The organism is Mycolicibacterium bacteremicum, from assembly GCF_002086115.1.
GTDB lineage: Bacteria > Actinomycetota > Actinomycetes > Mycobacteriales > Mycobacteriaceae > Mycobacterium > Mycobacterium bacteremicum.
The window spans coordinates 87,191-104,151 of the sequence record NZ_MVHJ01000005.1; the positions used below are offsets into that span (position 1 = coordinate 87,191).

General features: G+C 70.6%; 16 protein-coding genes. 7 read left to right on the forward strand and 9 right to left on the reverse strand.

Annotated features, from left to right (window positions below):
- Positions 1-73: 73 nt before the first annotated feature.
- A complete protein-coding gene (locus BST17_RS07630; RefSeq protein WP_083056768.1) occupies positions 74-1,684 on the forward strand; it encodes a 4-coumarate--CoA ligase family protein in 1,611 nt (536 codons plus the stop codon).
- On the opposite strand, the gene BST17_RS07635 is transcribed toward BST17_RS07630, so the two are convergent.
- The 8 genes from BST17_RS07635 to BST17_RS07670 all read right to left on the reverse strand — a co-directional run bounded on the left by BST17_RS07635 (position 1,670) and on the right by BST17_RS07670 (position 9,459).
- The gene (locus tag BST17_RS07635) at positions 1,670-2,383 is read right to left on the reverse strand and encodes a hypothetical protein (RefSeq protein WP_083056770.1); all 714 of its coding nucleotides are present in this window, start codon (positions 2,381-2,383) and stop codon (positions 1,670-1,672) included. The genes BST17_RS07630 and BST17_RS07635 overlap by 15 nt on opposite strands.
- 60 nt (positions 2,384-2,443) lie before the next feature.
- Positions 2,444-3,454 carry a methionine synthase gene (locus BST17_RS07640; protein ID WP_083056772.1) on the reverse strand — a complete coding sequence of 337 codons (1,011 nt, stop codon included), beginning with the start codon at positions 3,452-3,454 and terminating at the stop codon, positions 2,444-2,446.
- Positions 3,451-4,521, reverse strand: coding sequence for a tRNA 2-thiouridine(34) synthase MnmA (gene mnmA, locus BST17_RS07645; protein WP_083056774.1), 1,071 nt, complete (start codon positions 4,519-4,521; stop codon positions 3,451-3,453). Before mnmA ends, BST17_RS07640 begins: the two co-directional genes overlap by 4 nt.
- A complete protein-coding gene (locus tag BST17_RS07650) occupies positions 4,518-5,705 on the reverse strand; it encodes a cysteine desulfurase family protein (protein ID WP_083056775.1) in 1,188 nt (395 codons plus the stop codon). Before BST17_RS07650 ends, mnmA begins: the two co-directional genes overlap by 4 nt.
- A 49-nt stretch (positions 5,706-5,754) precedes the next feature.
- Complete coding sequence (locus tag BST17_RS07655) at positions 5,755-6,630, reverse strand: lysophospholipid acyltransferase family protein (RefSeq protein ID WP_083056777.1); 876 nt, start codon at positions 6,628-6,630, stop codon at positions 5,755-5,757.
- Positions 6,627-7,463, reverse strand: a complete 837-nt coding sequence (locus BST17_RS07660; RefSeq protein ID WP_083056779.1) for a GNAT family N-acetyltransferase — start codon at positions 7,461-7,463, stop codon at positions 6,627-6,629. Before BST17_RS07660 ends, BST17_RS07655 begins: the two co-directional genes overlap by 4 nt.
- 210 nt (positions 7,464-7,673) lie before the next feature.
- A complete protein-coding gene (locus BST17_RS07665) occupies positions 7,674-8,630 on the reverse strand; it encodes an electron transfer flavoprotein subunit alpha/FixB family protein (protein ID WP_083056781.1) in 957 nt (318 codons plus the stop codon).
- Between the two features lie 37 nt (positions 8,631-8,667).
- Positions 8,668-9,459, reverse strand: coding sequence for an electron transfer flavoprotein subunit beta/FixA family protein (locus BST17_RS07670; RefSeq protein WP_083056783.1), 792 nt, complete (start codon positions 9,457-9,459; stop codon positions 8,668-8,670).
- A 197-nt stretch (positions 9,460-9,656) separates the two neighbouring features.
- Here BST17_RS07670 and BST17_RS07675 point away from each other — a divergent pair, with 197 nt between their 5' ends.
- From BST17_RS07675 to BST17_RS07695, 5 genes are all read left to right on the forward strand, one after another.
- On the forward strand, positions 9,657-10,460 hold the full coding sequence (locus tag BST17_RS07675; protein ID WP_234807576.1) for a class I SAM-dependent methyltransferase: 804 nt from the start codon (positions 9,657-9,659) through the stop codon (positions 10,458-10,460).
- Positions 10,457-11,998 carry a 1,4-alpha-glucan branching protein domain-containing protein gene (locus BST17_RS07680; RefSeq protein WP_083056785.1) on the forward strand — a complete coding sequence of 514 codons (1,542 nt, stop codon included), beginning with the start codon at positions 10,457-10,459 and terminating at the stop codon, positions 11,996-11,998. Before BST17_RS07675 ends, BST17_RS07680 begins: the two co-directional genes overlap by 4 nt.
- A 100-nt stretch (positions 11,999-12,098) precedes the next feature.
- Positions 12,099-13,325 (forward strand): glycosyltransferase family 4 protein, encoded by a 1,227-nt coding sequence (locus BST17_RS07685; RefSeq protein ID WP_083056787.1) that lies wholly within the window; start codon positions 12,099-12,101, stop codon positions 13,323-13,325.
- Positions 13,326-13,400: 75 nt separating this feature from the next.
- Positions 13,401-13,985 carry an ArsR/SmtB family transcription factor gene (locus BST17_RS07690; protein ID WP_083056789.1) on the forward strand — a complete coding sequence of 195 codons (585 nt, stop codon included), beginning with the start codon at positions 13,401-13,403 and terminating at the stop codon, positions 13,983-13,985.
- Positions 13,986-13,997: 12 nt separating this feature from the next.
- A complete protein-coding gene (locus BST17_RS07695; protein WP_109750038.1) occupies positions 13,998-14,792 on the forward strand; it encodes an SRPBCC family protein in 795 nt (264 codons plus the stop codon).
- Between the two features lie 84 nt (positions 14,793-14,876).
- Here the strand turns inward: BST17_RS07695 and BST17_RS07700 are convergent, their stop codons facing one another.
- Entirely contained in the window at positions 14,877-15,614 is a 738-nt protein-coding gene (locus BST17_RS07700) for an acyltransferase (protein WP_083056791.1), read from the reverse strand.
- Positions 15,615-15,661: 47 nt separating this feature from the next.
- Here BST17_RS07700 and BST17_RS07705 point away from each other — a divergent pair, with 47 nt between their 5' ends.
- Positions 15,662-16,951 carry a BamB-related PQQ repeat family beta-propellar protein gene (locus BST17_RS07705; RefSeq protein ID WP_083056793.1) on the forward strand — a complete coding sequence of 430 codons (1,290 nt, stop codon included), beginning with the start codon at positions 15,662-15,664 and terminating at the stop codon, positions 16,949-16,951.
- Positions 16,952-16,961 lie beyond the last annotated feature (10 nt).

A 16,961-nucleotide genomic window follows, 5' to 3' on the forward strand; every position in this document is an offset into this window, starting at 1 on the left:
TCGCACGGATTCGCCGACCATCCGTCCGAGCTGCCCCCATGCGCGCGCAAGTCATGATGAGATAGGCCACACCATGAGTATCGACAGCCCCTTCCCCCAGGTGCAGATTCCCACGTCAAGCGTCTACGACTACCTCTTCGCCGATATCGATCCGGCCGTGCTCGACGATGTCGCCCTCCTCGACACCAAGTCCGGCACCCCGACCACCTACCGCGAGATGATCAGCCGCATCGACGCTTTCGCCGGCGCGCTGGCCCACCGCGGGCTGGGGCCGGGTGACGTCGTCGGCCTGCTCGCCCCCAACAGCGCGGCCTTCGCCGTCGCCTTCCACGGCATCCTGCGCGCCGGCGTCACCGCCACCACCATCAACGCGCTGTTCACCGCCAACGACATCACCAAGCAGCTCAAGGACTCCAAGGCCGCACTGCTGGTCACCATCTCGGCGCTCAAACCGCAGGCCGTCGAGGGCGTCCAGGGTGCGGGCCTGGACCCGTCGGCGGTCGTGGTGCTCGACGGCCCGGGCGCCGATGCCGACGGACACCCCAACGCTGCCGACCTGCTCGGCGCCGGCCACCCCGCCCCCACCGTCGACTTCGATCCGGCGACGCATCTGGCGGTGCTGCCCTACAGCTCCGGCACCACCGGAAACCCCAAGGGCGTCATGCTCACCCACCGCAACCTGGTGAGCAACGTCGCCCAGATCCGCCCGCTGCAGAAGATGACCGCCGGCGACCGGGTGCTGGCGGTGCTGCCGTTCTTCCACATCTACGGCATGACGGTGCTGCTCAACGCCGCGCTGCACGCGCGGGCGCAACTGGTCATCATGCCCAGCTTCGATCTGACCGAGTTCCTGGCCAACATCGCCGAGCAGAAGTGCACCCACGCGTTCATCGCACCGCCGGTCGCGGTGGCCCTGGCCAAGCACCCGCTGGTCGACGACTACGACCTGTCCTCGTTGCGCGGCATCATGTCCGGTGCCGCGCCGCTGGACGAAGAACTGGGCAAGGCCGTCACCGCACGGCTGGGCACCCCACTGGTCCAGGGCTACGGGATGAGCGAGCTCAGCCCGGTGAGCCACCTGACCCCGTTCGACGGCGGCAAGGAGACGGTCGGCACCACCGCACCGATGAGCTCCTGCGGCTGGACCGTGCCCAACTCGTCGAGCAAGCTCATCGACCCCGAAACCGGGGCGGAGATCGGACTGCCGGAAACCGGGCTGTCCGACACCGGCGAACTGTGGTTCAAGGGCCCGAACGTGATGGCCGGATACCTCAACAACGACGAGGCCACCCGGCAGACCATCGATGCCGACGGCTATCTGCACACCGGGGACCTGGCCCGGGTCGACCCGACCGGTTGTGTGTTCATCGTCGACCGGCTCAAGGAGCTGATCAAGTACAAGGGCTACCAGGTACCGCCCGCCGAATTGGAGGCGGTGCTGCTGAGCCATCCGTCGATCGCGGACGCCGCGGTCATCGGGGTGGTGGACACCGAGTCCGGCGAGGAGGTACCCAAGGCGTTCGTGGTGCGCCAGCCCGACACCGACCTCAGCGCCGAGGCCGTCATGGACTATGTCGCCGGTCAGGTCGCGGCCTACAAGAAGGTGCGCCAGGTGGCGTTCATCGATGTCATCCCGAAGTCGGCGTCGGGCAAGATCCTGCGTAAGGACCTACGGGGCAGTTAGCCGGCCGACGGCGCGGGCGGCCCGCGCCTGGCGATAGCCGAGCGCGGCGCCGGCCAGCGGAATCAGCAGCAGCCCGAGGATCCCGAACAGCGACGTCATCGGCTGACCGGGCCGCGCGGCGTCCGGGACGCTCAGCATGGACTGCTCCAGGGGCGCCACCCGCGGCACCGGAACCTCCTGCGCCACAACGGGTTGCGGGGCCGCGACGGACACCGCGGGCGCCCGCGTATGGACCGGCACGGGTGCGACCGGCGGCGCTTCGATCAGCGTGTCGGTGACCGGCTGGGCACTCACCCGTTGCGGCGGCGGGTAGTCGGTGCCCGGCGGGGGGTTCCACGGTCGGCGGTCGGAGCCGCGCCGGACCGGGTCCGCCGACCGTGCCCGCGATGCCGGAGCAGCGGTGCCGCGACCGACCTCGGTGGTCGTCGACCGGCCGGCGGCCGATCCCTGGGCGACGCGTGCTCCGCTGCCGTCCTCGGGTTGCCGGGCGCCGACGGTGCGGCGCTCGGCGTTGCCGTCACCGGCGCGGCGCGCGCCGTCGCGGGCATGGTCGCCGGAGCCGGTGTGTCGATCGGACTGTCCGGAGTGCTGTCCGCGATGGCCGGGGTCGGCGATTGCCGCGGCCGGGGAGCCGATGAGCAGCGCACATGCGGCCGTCGCCGCCGCTCCGGCGGTCAGCGCGCGATTTCGTCCGCTCACGATGTCCCCCAACGTCGGGGTCAACTGTACCGCTCGCACCGCCCCGGCTGGGTTTGCCGGTCAGATCGCCTCGGGATCGACGTCCAGACCGTCTGCGGCCTTCTGGGCCAGCGAAAGGGCGGTGCGGGCCCAGCTCTCGGTGGCACCGGCCAGCCCGCAGGCCGGGGTGATGCCGACCCGCTCCCGCAGGATCGTTCGGGCGAACCCGAGCCGGTCGGTCACCGCCACGGCCGCAGCGGCGGCGTGCTCGGGTGCCCACCGCTGCGCGGGCGCGGTACCCGGGATGACGCCGAGCAGCACGGTGCGGCCCGACTCGATGAACTCCCCGACCCCGTCCAGGTCGGCCGGCTGCAACGTCGACACGTCCACCGACACGGCGGCAAACTTACTGCGCTGCAACAATTTCCATGGCAGTTCGGCGGCACAGCTGTGCAGTGCGACCGGTCCGCCGACGGCGCCGACCACCTCGTCGAGCAGCGCTGCGGCCACCTGCTCGTCGACCGGGTGCACCGGGGACAGGCTGGTCACGCCGGTCAACCGGCCGGCCAGGGCGGCCGGCAGCGCCGGCTCGTCGAGCTGCACCACCACCTCGGCGTCCAGGCGGCGGGCCAGCTCCGCGCGGTGGGTGGCCAGCCCCTCCGACAGCGATCCGGCCAGATCCCGCAATGCTCCGGAGTCGGTGATGGCGCGGTGCCCGTTGGGCAGCTCCAGTTCGGCGGCCAGCGTGACAGGTCCGGCGGCCTGCACCTTGACGGTGCGGCCCTGCCCGCGCAGTCCGGCCTTCTCCCACGCTTCCTCCAGCGCGTCGAGATCCTCGTTGAGCAGGCTGACCGCGCGCCGGAGCACCGCACTACGGCCCGGCGCGATGCGGTAGGCCCGCGGTGCGGTGTCGATGCCGATGTCGACGAGCACGGCGCCGGAGCGCCCGATCAGGTCCGCGCCGACACCGCGGGCCGGCAGCTCCACCAGGTGCGCCAGTGTGTGCAGCTCACCGACGACGATCTCGGCGGCCTGATGTGCCGAGACACCCGGCCAGGAGCCGATCCCGGTGGCGGCGGCGAAAATGTTCACGCGCGCGTGACGGTTGCGCTGGCGATGACCTCGTCGCCGGCGGGATCCGGCCGGTAGAGCACCATCGTCTGGCCCGGCGCCACCCCGCGCAGCGGCTTGCGCAGGTCCGCGACCAGCCGGCCGTCGACCAGCCGGACCACGGCCTCGGCCAGCCCGCCGTGCGCGCGCACCTGCACCACACCCTCGACCGGTCGCTCGAGCGGGACGCCCCCGGTGAACACCGGCTTGTCGCCGGTCAACTCCCAGACGTCGAGATCCTCGGCCGGCCCGACGCGCACCGTCCCGGTGGCCGCGTCGATTCCGGTGACATAGCGGGGCTGCCCGTCCGGACCCGGCCCGCCGATCCCGAGGCCCTTGCGCTGGCCGATGGTGAAACCGTGCACACCCTCGTGTTCGGCGAGCACCGTGCCACCGGCGTCGACGACCGCGCCCGGGCGGATCCCGATCTTGGCGCCCAGGAAGGCCCGCGTGTCACCGGACGGAATGAAGCAGATGTCGTGGCTGTCCGGCTTGTCGGCGGTCGCCAGCCCGCGCCGCGCCGCCTCGGCCCGGATCTCGGTCTTGGGGGTGTCGCCGATCGGGAACACCGCATGCCGCAACTGCTCTGCGGTGAGCACCCCGAGCACATAGGACTGGTCCTTGTCGGCGTCGACCGCACGGCGCAGCCGGCCGTCGGCCAACCGGGCATAGTGGCCGGTGGCGACGGCGTCGAACCCGAGTGCCAGGGCCCGCGCGGACAGCGCCGAGAACTTGATCGTCTCGTTGCACTTCACGCACGGGTTGGGGGTTTCTCCGCGGGCGTAGGACTCGACGAAGTCGTCGATCACCTCTTCCTTGAAGCGATCGGCGAAATCCCATACGTAGAACGGGATGTCGAGGATGTCGGCCACTCGACGGGCGTCCCCGGCGTCCTCCTTGGAGCAGCAGCCCCGGGAGCCGGTGCGCAGCGTGCCCGGCGCCGCCGACAGCGCGAGGTGCACGCCGACGACATCGTGACCGGCGTCGACCATGCGCGCGGCGGCCACCGAGGAGTCCACTCCCCCGCTCATCGCGACCAGAACCCTCATCCGCGGGTCCCCGCACTGGCCAGCGCGGCCTCCCTGGCCCGCTGCACCGCCGCGGGCAGCACCTCCAGGGCGGCGTCCACGTCGGCGTCGGTGCTGGTGTGCCCCAACGACAGTCGCAGTGACCCGCGGGCGGCCGCCGGATCGGCGCCCATCGCGAGCAACACGTGCGAGGGCTGGGCCACCCCGGCCGTGCAGGCCGATCCGGTGGAGCACTCGACACCCTTGGCATCCAACAGCATCAGCAGGGCGTCGCCTTCGCAACCACGAAAGGTGAAGTGCGCGTTGCCCGGAAGTCGGTTGTCGCCTTCGGCACCGTTGACGTCGACGTCCTCGATCCCGGCCTGCACCCCGGCGATCAGCCGGTCCCGCAAGGCCGAGACCCGGGCGCTGTTCTCGGCCAGCGCCTCCACGGCGACCTTGGCCGCCGCGGCCATCGCCACACTGGCGGCGACATCGGGTGTCCCCGAACGGACGTCACGTTCCTGACCGCCGCCGTGCAGCACCGGCACGCAGGCGGTGTCGCGGCGCAGCACCAGCGCGCCGACACCGGTCGGGCCGCCGAACTTGTGCGCGGCCACGCTCATCGCGGACAGTCCGCTGGCGGCGAAGTCCACCGGGATGTGGCCGACGGCCTGGATGGCGTCGCTGTGGATGGGTACGTCGAACTCGGCGGCGACCGCGGCCAGGTCGGCGATCGGCGAGATGGTGCCCACCTCGTTGTTGGCCCACATCACCGAGACCAGCGCGACATCGTCGTGCGCGGCCAGCACCGCGCGCAGATCCTCGGGCGCCACCGCGCCGTCGGCGTCCACCGGCAGCCAGCTGACCTCGGCGCCCTCATGCTCGGCGAGCCATTCGACGGCGTCGAGTACGGCGTGGTGTTCCACCGGCGCGGTCACGATGCGGCGCCGGCGCGGATCGGCGTCGCGGCGCGCCCAGAAGATGCCCTTGATGGCCAGGTTGTCCGATTCGGTACCGCCCGCGGTGAAGATGACCTCGGACGGTCGGGCGCCCAGCAGGTGCGCCAGCGTCTCACGCGCCTCCTCCATCCGGCGCCGGGCGGCCCGGCCGGAGGTGTGCAGCGAGGAGGCGTTGCCGACCGTGGTCAGCACCGACGTCATCGCCTCGACGGCAGCGGGGTGCATCGGCGTGGTGGCGGCGTGGTCCAGGTAAACGGCGCTCATGGCCCGTCCAGGATAGCCGCCGCGCCGTGGTGTCCGGTCCCGGCGCGGGTCAGGCGACCAGGACGTCCCCGCTCGCCGCGTCGACCGGCGATACCGGACGGCTGACGCGGTGCCCGGTTGGCGCCCCGGCGCCACCCCGCACCGCGGCCTCGCAGCGGGCGGCCAGGTCCCGGCGGTCGTCACCGGGCAGCTCAAGGGACTGCACCTGCACGTGCACGACCGTGCGCCGGGCGGTGACCAGGCGTCGGATGGATGCCAGCAGGGTGTCCTCGCCGATGTAGGCAGGCACCGTCGACGGGCTGCCGTCGCGGTGGTGGTAGGTCAGCCGCAGCGGCTGCACGGGGCGGGCAGCGTCGACGGCGGCCTGGAACATGGCCGGCCGGAAGGGCCCGTAGCCCAGGCCGCACCAGGTGGTGCCCTCCGGGAAGGCCACCACGGTCTGGCCGTTGCGCAGCCGGGCGGCCACCGCACCGACGACCGCGGGCAGCCGGCGTAGGTTCTCCCGCTCGATCGGGATGACCTTCATGATGCGGGCGACGACACCGAGGGCCGGCCACTCGATCAGGTCGGCGCGCGCGACGAAGGATCCCGGCAGCACCGCGCCGATGCTGAAGATGTCGAGCCAGGACACGTGCCCGCTGACCACCAGGACACCGCGCAGGTTGCGAATCGGGCCGCCGGACACGGTGATCCGGACGCCGACGCAGCGCAGCATCAGCCGGCAGTAGGCGCGCTGCAGGTGCGAGCGCCCGGGCAGCGGCACCGCGAGCAGCGGTACGGCCAGGAACAGCAGCACCGCACCGGTGACCCGCAGCGTGGTGCGTGTCCAGATGGCGGGCCGGGAGCCCAGCGGTGCGGCACCGGCGTGCATGCAGGTGGCATCGCAGGATGCCTTGGGCAGCCAGGCGTGCGGGGTGACGGTCATGCGCGGGCCTCACCGTCGGTGGCCTGCGACACCGAGCGCAGGCGTTTCAGATAACGGACGTCGGCGTGCCGCTTGTCCAGCAGCGCCGGGAAATCACCGACGCCGAAGTCGGGATCGTGCGCCGGTTCCCCGCACACCTGGGCACCGAGGCGCAGGTAACCGCGCATCAGCGCGGGCACGCTCACCCGAGCCGAGGGCGCAATATCGTCGAGGCCATGGCCGTCGATGACCACCGGCCGGTAGGGCCGCACGGTGTACTCGGCGGGTGCTGCGTGCCGGCGCGACACGAAGTCGCGGACCCCGCGCAGACCACTGCCGGGGACCTCCCCGGCGGGATGCGTGGGCACCGACACGCAGCCGGTGACGTAGTCGTAGCCGCAGCGGTCCAGGTAGGCCAGGATGCCCGCCCACATCAGCAGCACGACACCGCCGTTGCGGTGGTCCGCGCGGACCACCGCGCGGCCCATCTCGATCAGCGACGGCCGCAGCGCGTCCAGCGCGCGGACATCGAATTCGGTTGCTGTGTAGAGGCTTCCGGCGGCAATGGCGCCCGGGGGCGGCAGCATCCGGTAGCAGCCGACCAGCTCGCCGGATCCGTCCTCGCGGACCAGCAGGTGGTCGCAGAACTGATCGAACCGGTCGGCGTCGAGGCCGTCGACGGTCGATGCGAGGGCGAAACCGGGCTCGGAGGTGAACACGTCGTGGCGCAGCCGCTGGGCCGCCTCGATGTGCTCGGGATCGGTGGACAGCAGCAGGGTGTAGCGCGGCGCGGCGGTGCCCGACGTCGCCTGCACGGTGTCATCAGCGGGTATGAGTACAGATACGTCGCTCATAGACAGCACGCTCGCGCCTCCGGGTCTCCGGGCGGCATCGCCCGCGTGACGTGTCCGTGCACGAAACATGAACACACCCACCAGCTCGCGCCGAGATGCACGTTTCCGCGGTCCGCGGGCCGCCGGGAGCGCAGAAACGTCGATCTGGAGGTGGACACGAAAAGGCGCCCCGGAAATTCTCCGGGGCGCCTCTTCGTACTCCGAGCGGATTTATCCCTTGCGGGCCTTGACCGCCTCGGTCAGCTGCGGGGTGACCTTGAACAGGTCGCCGACGATGCCGAGGTCGGCGATCTCGAAGATCGGCGCCTCTTCGTCCTTGTTGACCGCGATGATGGTCTTGGACGTCTGCATACCGGCGCGGTGCTGGATCGCACCGGAGATGCCCAGGGCGATGTACAGCTGCGGCGACACGGTCTTACCGGTCTGGCCCACCTGGAACTGCCCGGCGTAGTAGCCGGAGTCCACCGCGGCGCGGGAGGCACCGACGGCGCCACCGAGCGAGTCGGCCAGCTCCTCGACGACCTTGAAGTTCTCCTCGCTACCGACACCGCGACCACCGGCGACCACGACGCTGGCCTCGGTGAGCTCGGGACGGTCACCGGCGACGACCGGCTCACGCGATGTGATCTTCGTCGCATTCTCGGCCTGGGCCGGGACCTCGATCTCGACGACCTCGCCGGCACCGTCGGCCGGTTCGGCGTCGACGGCACCCGGACGGACCGTCACCACGGGCAGTTCGCCGGTGGCCTGCGCCTCGACGGTGAACGCGCCACCGAAGATGCTGTAGATGCCGATGCCGCCGTCCTTGAGGCCGACGACGTCGACCAGCAGGCCGGAGCCCAGACGCGCGGCCAGCCGGCCGGCGACCTCCTTGCCCTCGGCGCTGGCGGCGATGACCACACCGGCCGGAGCGGCGGACTCGGCCAGCGCGGCCAGCACGTCGACCTTCGGGGTGACCAGGAAGCTGTCCACGTCGGCCGACTCGGCGACGTAGATCTTGGCCGCGCCGGCGGCCTTGAGGCCGTCGGTGAGGCCGGCGGCGGTGCCGGGGGCGCCCACCACGACGGCGGACGGTTCGCCCAGCACGCGGGCGGCGGTGATGAGTTCGGTGGTGACCTTCTTCAGCGCACCTTCGGCGTGCTCGACGAGCACAAGTACTTCAGCCATGACTATGTCCTTAAGTGAGTGTCTGAGGGATCAGCTGCTAGATCAACTTCTGGGAGACCAGGTACTCGGCGACCTTGGAGCCGCCTTCGCCCTCGTCGGTGATCTTCTCGCCGGCGGTCTTGGGGGGCTTCGGGGTCGACGAGAGCACCTTGGTGCCGGCGTTGGCCACGCCGACCTCGTCGGCCTCGACACCGATCTCGGCCAAGGTCAGGACGGTGACTTCCTTCTTCTTGGCGGCCATGATGCCCTTGAAGGACGGGAAGCGCGGCTCGTTGATCTTCTCGTTCACGCTGACCACGGCGGGCAGCGTGGCCTCCAGGCCGAAGACGCCGTCGTCGGTCTCGCGCTCGGCGGTGACCTTGCCGCCCTCGACGTTCAGCTTGCGCACGTGGGTGAGCTGCGGCAGACCCAGGTACTCGGCGATGACGGCCGGGACGGCGCCGCCGACACCGTCGGTGGCCTCGTTACCGGCGATCACCAGTTCGGTGCCCTCGATGGTGCCCAGCGCGCGGGCCAGCGCCCAGCCCGTCTGGATCAGGTCAGAGCCGTGCAGACCGTCGTCCTTGAGGTGGACGGCCTTGTCGGCGCCCATGGACAGCGCCTTGCGGATGGCCTCGGTGGCGCGCTCGGGGCCGGCGGTCAGCACGGTCACCGTGCTGTCGCCACCCTCGCGCTCCTTGATGAGCAGCGCTTCCTCGACGGCGCGCTCGTTGATCTCGTCGAGCACGGCATCGGCCGCCTCGCGATCGAGCGTGTAGTCACCGTCGGACAGCTTGCGCTCCGACCAGGTGTCAGGGACCTGCTTGATCAGGACCACGATGTTCGTCATGAGTGTGGTTCGTCCTCCTCGATGAGGCCGTCTGCCGGCCTGGGCATATCACGTTTCACGCAACGGCCTCCAGGTTACTCGCGGGTAACTTGAGCGGCACGTACCGACACCATAACTGGTCATTCGGCATCTCCCGACCGCACGGTGGGTCGGGCATCCGTTCGCGAACCGGCCATCACGGGTTAGCCTGCCTTCCAATGAGCACATTCGGTTCGGTCGGAAACTCCGGTAGCCCCACGCAGGTGGCCGCCGAGGCCGACCTCACGCTGCCCCTGACCGGTGAGCGCACCATTCCGGGCCTGGCCGAGGAGAACTACTGGTTCCGCCGGCACGAGGTGGTCTACCAGCGTCTGGCCGACCGCTGCGCCGGTCGTGACGTGCTGGAGGCCGGCCCCGGTGAGGGCTACGGCGCCGCCCTGATCGCCGGCATCGCCCGGTCGGTGGTCGGGGTGGACTACGACGAGCAGGCCGTGGCGCACATCCGCGCCAAGTACCCGCGGGTGCAGATGACCCTGGGCAACCTGGCCGACCTGCCGTTGGCCGACGGTTCGGTGGATGTGGTGGTCAACTTCCAGGTGATCGAACACCTGTGGGATCAGGGGCAGTTCGTCGCCGAGTGCGCCCGCGTGCTGCGGCCCGGTGGACTGCTGCTGATGTCGACACCGAACCGGATCACCTTCTCCCCCGGCCGCGACACCCCGCTGAACCCGTTCCACACCCGCGAGCTCAACGCCGCCGAACTGACCGAACTGCTCGTGGCGGGTGGCTTCCGGGTCGAGTCGATGCTCGGTGTCTTTCATGGCCCCGGCCTGGCCGAGATCGACGCGCGCCACGGCGGTTCGGTCATCGACGCCCAGATCGCGCGGGCGGTGGCCGATGCGCCGTGGCCGGCGCAACTGCTCGCCGATGTCGCCGCGGTGCGCGCCGAGGACTTCGACCTGACCGACGCCCGGGACATCGACGACAGCCTGGACCTGGTGGCGATCGCGGTGCTCACGTGACCCAGGTCCCCGGGCTCTTCACGCTGGTGCTGCACACACACCTGCCGTGGCTGGCCCACCACGGCCGCTGGCCGGTCGGCGAGGAATGGCTCTACCAGTCCTGGGCCGCGTCCTACCTGCCGCTGATGCGGGTGCTGCGCACGCTGGCCGACGAGGACCGCGGCCACCTGCTGACCCTGGGCATGACCCCGGTGGTCACCGCCCAGCTCGATGACCCGTACTGCCTGACCGGCATGCACCACTGGCTGGCCAACTGGCAGCTACGCGCGCAGGAGGCCACCACCGTCACCAGCGGGCCGGACACCGGCTACGGCTCGCCGGAAGCGTTGCGCCAGTTCGGCATCCGCGAGTATGAAGCGGCGGGCCGGGCACTGGAGGACTTCACCACCCGGTGGCGCCATGGCGGCAGCCCGTTGCTGCGCCCGCTGGTCGAGGCCGGCACCATCGAACTGCTCGGCGGCCCGCTGGCCCATCCGTTCCAGCCGCTGCTGAACCCGCGGTTGCGGGAGTTCGCGCTGCGCGAGGGTCTCGCCGATGCCCGGCATCGCATCGCCCACACGCCGGCGGGCATCTGGGCCCCGGAATGCGCCTACGCACCCGGGATGGAGAACGGTTATGCCGCAGCCGGTGTCAGCCACTTCATGGTCGATGGACCGTCGCTGCACGGTGACACCGCACTGGGCCGCACCGTCGGCGACAGCGATGTCGTCACCTTCGGGCGCGACCTGCAGGTCAGCTACCGGGTGTGGTCGCCCAAATCCGGGTATCCGGGCCATGCCGCCTATCGCGACTTCCACACCTATGACCACCTCACCGGACTGAAGCCGGCCCGGGTGACGGGGCGCAACGTGGCCTCCGACGCCAAGGCTCCCTATGACCCCGACCGTGCCGATCGAGCCATCGACGTGCATGTCGCGGATTTCGTGGAAGTGGTGCGGCGCAGACTGATCAGCGAGTCCGAGCGCATCGGCCGGCCCGCACATGTGGTGGCCGCCTTCGACACCGAACTGTTCGGGCACTGGTGGCACGAGGGTCCGCAGTGGCTCGAGCGGTTGTTGCGTGCGCTGCCCGCCGCGGGTGTCCGCGTCGGCACGCTGGCCGACGCGATCGCCGGCGGCTTCGTCGGCGGCCCGGTCGAATTGCCGCCCAGCTCATGGGGTTCCGGTAAGGACTGGCAGGTCTGGAACGGCCCGAAGGTGGCCGATCTGGTCCAGCTCAACACCGAGGTCGTCGACACCGCGCTGGCCGCGGTGGACAAGGCGATGATGCATCCCGACGCCGGTGGGCGCGATGTGGTCGCCGACCAGATCCTGCGCGAGACGCTGCTGACGGTGTCCAGCGACTGGCCGTTCATGGTCAGCAAGGATTCCGCGGCCGAGTACGCCCGCTACCGCGCGCACCTGCACGCCCATGCCACCCGCGAGATCAGTGCGGCGTTGGCGTCCGGGCGCCGGCCACAGGCCCAGCGGCTGGCCGAGGACTGGAACCGCGCCGACGGCCTGTTCGGCGCACTGGACGCACGGCGGCTCCCCCGATGACGACCCTCCCCTTTCCGGCGAGCGTGCGTGTCTGCTGCCCGACACGCCGCCTTTCACCCCGAGAAACCGCACGCTCGCGCGCCATCAGAGGTGCCCGCCGATGAAAATCCTCATGGTGTCCTGGGAGTACCCACCGGTCATCATCGGCGGACTCGGCCGGCACGTGCATCATCTGGCCACCGAACTGGTCGAGGCCGGCCACGAGGTCGTGGTGCTCTCGCGCCGGCCGACCGGCACCGATCCCAGCACGCACCCGTCCACCGACGAGGTCAGCGAGGGTGTGCGCGTCATCGCCGCCGCCCAGGACCCGCACGAGTTCGCGTTCGGCACCGACATGATGGCCTGGACGCTGGCCATGGGGCATTCGATGATCCGCGCCGGCCTGACACTGCGGGACTGGCAACCCGATCTGGTGCACGCGCACGACTGGCTGGTCGCCCACCCGGCCATCGCGCTGGCCGAATTCTTCGATGTGCCACTGGTTTCCACGATCCATGCGACCGAGGCCGGCAGGCACTCGGGATGGGTCTCCGGGGCGGTCAGCCGGCAGGTGCATGCGTTGGAGTCCTGGCTGGTGCACGAATCCGACTCGCTGATCACCTGTTCGGCGTCGATGCGCGAGGAGATCACCGAGCTGTTCGGGCCGGGCCTGGCCGAGACCACGGTCATCCCGAACGGAATCGACACCGACGGTTGGCCGTTCGCGGCGCGCCGCCGTCACGGCGGGCCGCCGGAGCTGTTGTTCTTCGGCCGCCTGGAGTACGAGAAGGGCGTGCACGACGCGATCGCCGCGCTGCCGCGCATCCGCCGGACCCACCCGGGCACCACCCTGACCATCGCCGGTGACGGCACCCAGTTGGACTTCCTGACCGCCCAGGCCCGTAAACACAAGGTGCTCAAGGCGACGAAGTTCATCGGGCGCGTCGACCACCAGGGCCTGGTGGCCCTGCTGCACCGTGCCGACGCCGCGGTGCTGCCCTCGCACTACGAGCCCTTCGGCATCGTGGCACTGGAGGCCGCGGCCACCGGCCTCCCGTTGGTGACGTCCAACATCGGCGGACTCGGCGAGGCCGTCATCGACGAGGTCACCGGGGTGTCCTGTCCGCCGCGCAATGTCGCCGCACTCGCCGACGCGGTGCGCCGGGTGCTCGACGACCCCGCCGCCGCCCAGCAGCGCGCGCGGACGGCACGGGACCGGCTCACCGACTTCTCCTGGCCGACGGTGGCCGATCACACCGCCGGTGTCTATCTGGCGGCCAAGCGGGCCGAGCGCCAACCCCAGCCGCGCCGACTGATCGTCGAGCGCCCGCTGCCCGACTACGGCTGATCCACCCCTCCGTCCACAGCCCGGTCCACCCGATCCGGTCTTGACAAGAAAATTTGTCAAGGCGACACTGGACGCATGGTCGACGTCGAAGTGATCGACGACCCCGCTGCGGCAGCCTGCCTGCTGGACCCGGTGCGGGCCGAACTGCTGGCCGAACTGACCGAACCCGCCTCTGCGGCAACGCTGGCCGCGAGGGTGGGCCTGACCCGGCAGAAGGTGAACTACCATCTGAACACCCTGCAGCGGCATCACCTGGTCTCGGTCGCCGAGGAGCGGCAGTGGGGCGGGCTCACCGAACGAGTGCTGATCGCCAGCGCCGCCTCCTATGTGGTGTCGCCGACCGCGCTGGGTGCCGTCGCCGCCGACCCCGCACGCTCGACCGACCGACTCTCGGCCGGGCATCTCATCGCACTGGCCGCCCGCGTCGTCCGCGAGGTGGGCGAACTGTGGCAGTCGGCCCGGCGCACGGACAAGCGTTTGGCGACACTGTCGATCGACACGACCATCCGGTTTCGGACCACCTCGGAACGCGCCGACTTCACCCGGGACCTGAGCACGGCGATCGCCACCCTGGCGGCCCGCTACCACGACGACACCGCTGCAGGCGGCCGACCGCACCGACTGTTCGTCGCGGCCTACCCCGCACCGCCCACCGACTGAAGGAGCGATTACATGCCTGCGAACCACGATGACGAAAAGCGTTGGCTGCAGCTGGAGCTGGTGGTGGACGGCAGCCCAGAACAGGTGTGGCAGGCGCTGGCCACCGGGCCCGGCAACTCAGCCTGGTTCACCGATGCCGAGATCGAGGAACGCGTCGGCGGAGCGCTGCGGTTCGACTTCGGGCCCAGCGGTGACTCGACCGGCGAGGTCACCGAATGGGATCCGCCATACCGATTCGGCTACGTCGAGCGCGACTGGTCCGGCGACGCGCCACCGATCGCCACCGAGATCACCGTCACCGGCCGCGACGGCGATCGCTGCGTTGTGCGCATGGTGCACTCGCTGTTCACCGACCGCGACGATTGGGACGGCGAACTCGAAGGCTTCGAATCCGGCTGGGCCGGGCACTTCGCCGTGCTGCGGAGCTATCTGCGGCATTTCGCCGGCCGCCGCGCGGTCAACTATCACCTGTCGGCGGCATCGCAGGACTCACCGTATGAGACGTGGAAACGATTGACCGAGGCCTTGCATCTCGACGGCGTCGACGCCGGTGACCTGCGCACCATCGGACCGGTCCGCGACAACGTCAACGGGCAGGTGGAGGTGGTCGCCCAGAATGAGCAGCACCGTCACGTGCTGGTCCGGCTGGCCGAACCACTGCCGGCGCTGGTGCTGGTCGGCCTGCACACCCCCGGCGGGCAGTGTTTCGTGAGCCTGAACGGATTCTTCTACGGCGATGACGCCGTCGACGATGCCGAGGTGACCCGCACCGCATGGCAGCGGCTGCTGGAGCACACGTTCGGCTGATGCGGACCGGTGCGCCGAGCGTGCGTGAACTCGGCCGCCTCACCGGCGTGTCGCGCAGCAGACACGCACGCTCGCCGAATGGGGCTAGCGGGCGGCCTTCTTGCGTTCGATATCGGCCAGGTTCGCGGCCAGCTCGGCCCGCTGCGCCGCCGAGGCGTCCCAGGCCACCTTGCGGTTCTTGACCACCTTGGCCGGTGACCCCACGGCGATGGAGAAGTCCGGGATCTCGCCCTTGACCACCGCGTGCGCCCCGAGCACGCAGCCGCGGCCCACCGAGGTGCCGCGCAGCACGCTGACCTTGGCCGCCACCCAGGTGTCCGGGCCGATGCGCACCGGGCTCTTGATGATGCCCTGGTCCTTGATCGGCAGCTCGAGGCTGTCCATCTTGTGGTCGAAATCGCAGACGTAGCACCAGTCGGCCATCAGCACCGAGTCGCCCAGCTCGATGTCGAGATAGGTGTTGATGACGTTGTCGCGGCCGAGCACCACCTTGTCGCCGATACGCAGCGACCCCTCGTGGCAGCGGATGGTGTTCTTGTCGCCGATGTGCACCCAGCGGCCGATCTCCATGGTCGACAGTTCCGGAGTGGCCTCGATCTCGACGCCCTTGCCCAGGAACACCATGCCGCGGGTGATGATGTGCGGGTTGCGCAGCTTGAACTTCAGCAATCGCCAATAGCGCACCAGGTACCACGGTGTGTACGCCTTGTTCGCCAGCACCCAGCGCAGCGAGTCGCGGGTCAGAAACTGCGCCTGGCGCGGGTCGCTCAAGCGCGAACCCCGCCACCTCTTGTGCAACGGCGCGCCCCACATCGTCGTCATGGCCGGTCAGCCTACGCGAGACCGGCACGGGCTAGTCTCGGGACTCGATGCCTGCTCTCCGAAGTTCTGCGCGCCGGCTTGCTGCCGTGTCGGCGATCACCGCCCTGGCCGTCTCGGCCTGCGGGAACACCGACTCCTGGGTCGAGGCCCACGCGGCCACCGGCTGGTCGGCGCAGTATGCGGATGCCGCGAACAGCAGCTATAACCCGGCCGAGGGCGCCAGGTCGCTCACCGCGGAGTGGGAGCGCTCGGTCAAGGGTGAGCTGGGTGCCCAGGTCGCGCTGGGCTCGGGCAGCTACCTGGCGGTCAACGGACAGACCGCCGGCGGATGCTCGTTGATGGTGTGGGAGAACGACAACAACGCCCGCCAGCGCTGGTGCACCCGGCTCTGGCAGGGCGGCGGGCTGTCCAGTCCGCTGTTCGACGGCTTCGACAACCTCTACATCGGCCAACCGGGCGCCATCATGTCCTACCCGCCGACCCAGTGGATCCGCTGGCGCCAGCCGGTGATCGGGATGCCGATGACACCGCGGCTGCTCGATCCCGGGCACCTGCTGGTGTTCACCCATCTGGGCCAGGTGCTGGTCTTCGACGCCCACCGCGGCACCGTCATCGGCACGGCGCTGGATCTGGTCGACGGTGTCGACCCGACCGACTCGCAGCGCGGACTCGACGACTGCGCCACCGCGGACGACGGCTGCCCGGTCGCGGCCGCACCGGCCTACAGCGACCGCACCGGGATGCTGGTAGCCGGGCTGTGGGAGCCCGGTGCGGCGGCGCCGGTGCTGATCGGCCTGCGTTTCCGCCCCGATGCGACACCGATGCTGACCCGGGAGTGGACCAGCACCGCGGTCGGCGGCGGCCCGATCGCCAGCCCCGTGCTGTCCGCGGACGGGGCCACCGCCTACGTCAACGGCCGCGACGGCCGGCTGTGGGCCGTCGACACCGCCGACGGCAGCGCCAAATGGTCGGTGGCACTGGGCTTTGCACCGCAGACCCCGCCCTCGGTCGCCCCGGACGGCAACATCGTCGCCGGCGGCGGACCCGATGCCCGCCTGGTCGGCATCTCCGCCGACGGCGAGATCACCTGGCGCAGCGATGATGTCGAGTCACTGACCACCGCCAGCCTGACCGGCGGGTCCACCGGATACGCGGTGGTCCGCGACGGGGAACGCGGACAGGCACTGCTGGTGTTCGACACCGCCGACGGGCGCACCCTCAACCGGTACCCGCTGCCGGAGGCCGACGGCTTCCCGGTCGGGGTGTCGGTGGGCCATGACCGCCGGGTGGTCAGCGCCACCAGCGCCGGGCAGGTCTACGGGTTCGCCCCGGCCTAGCGCACCGCCC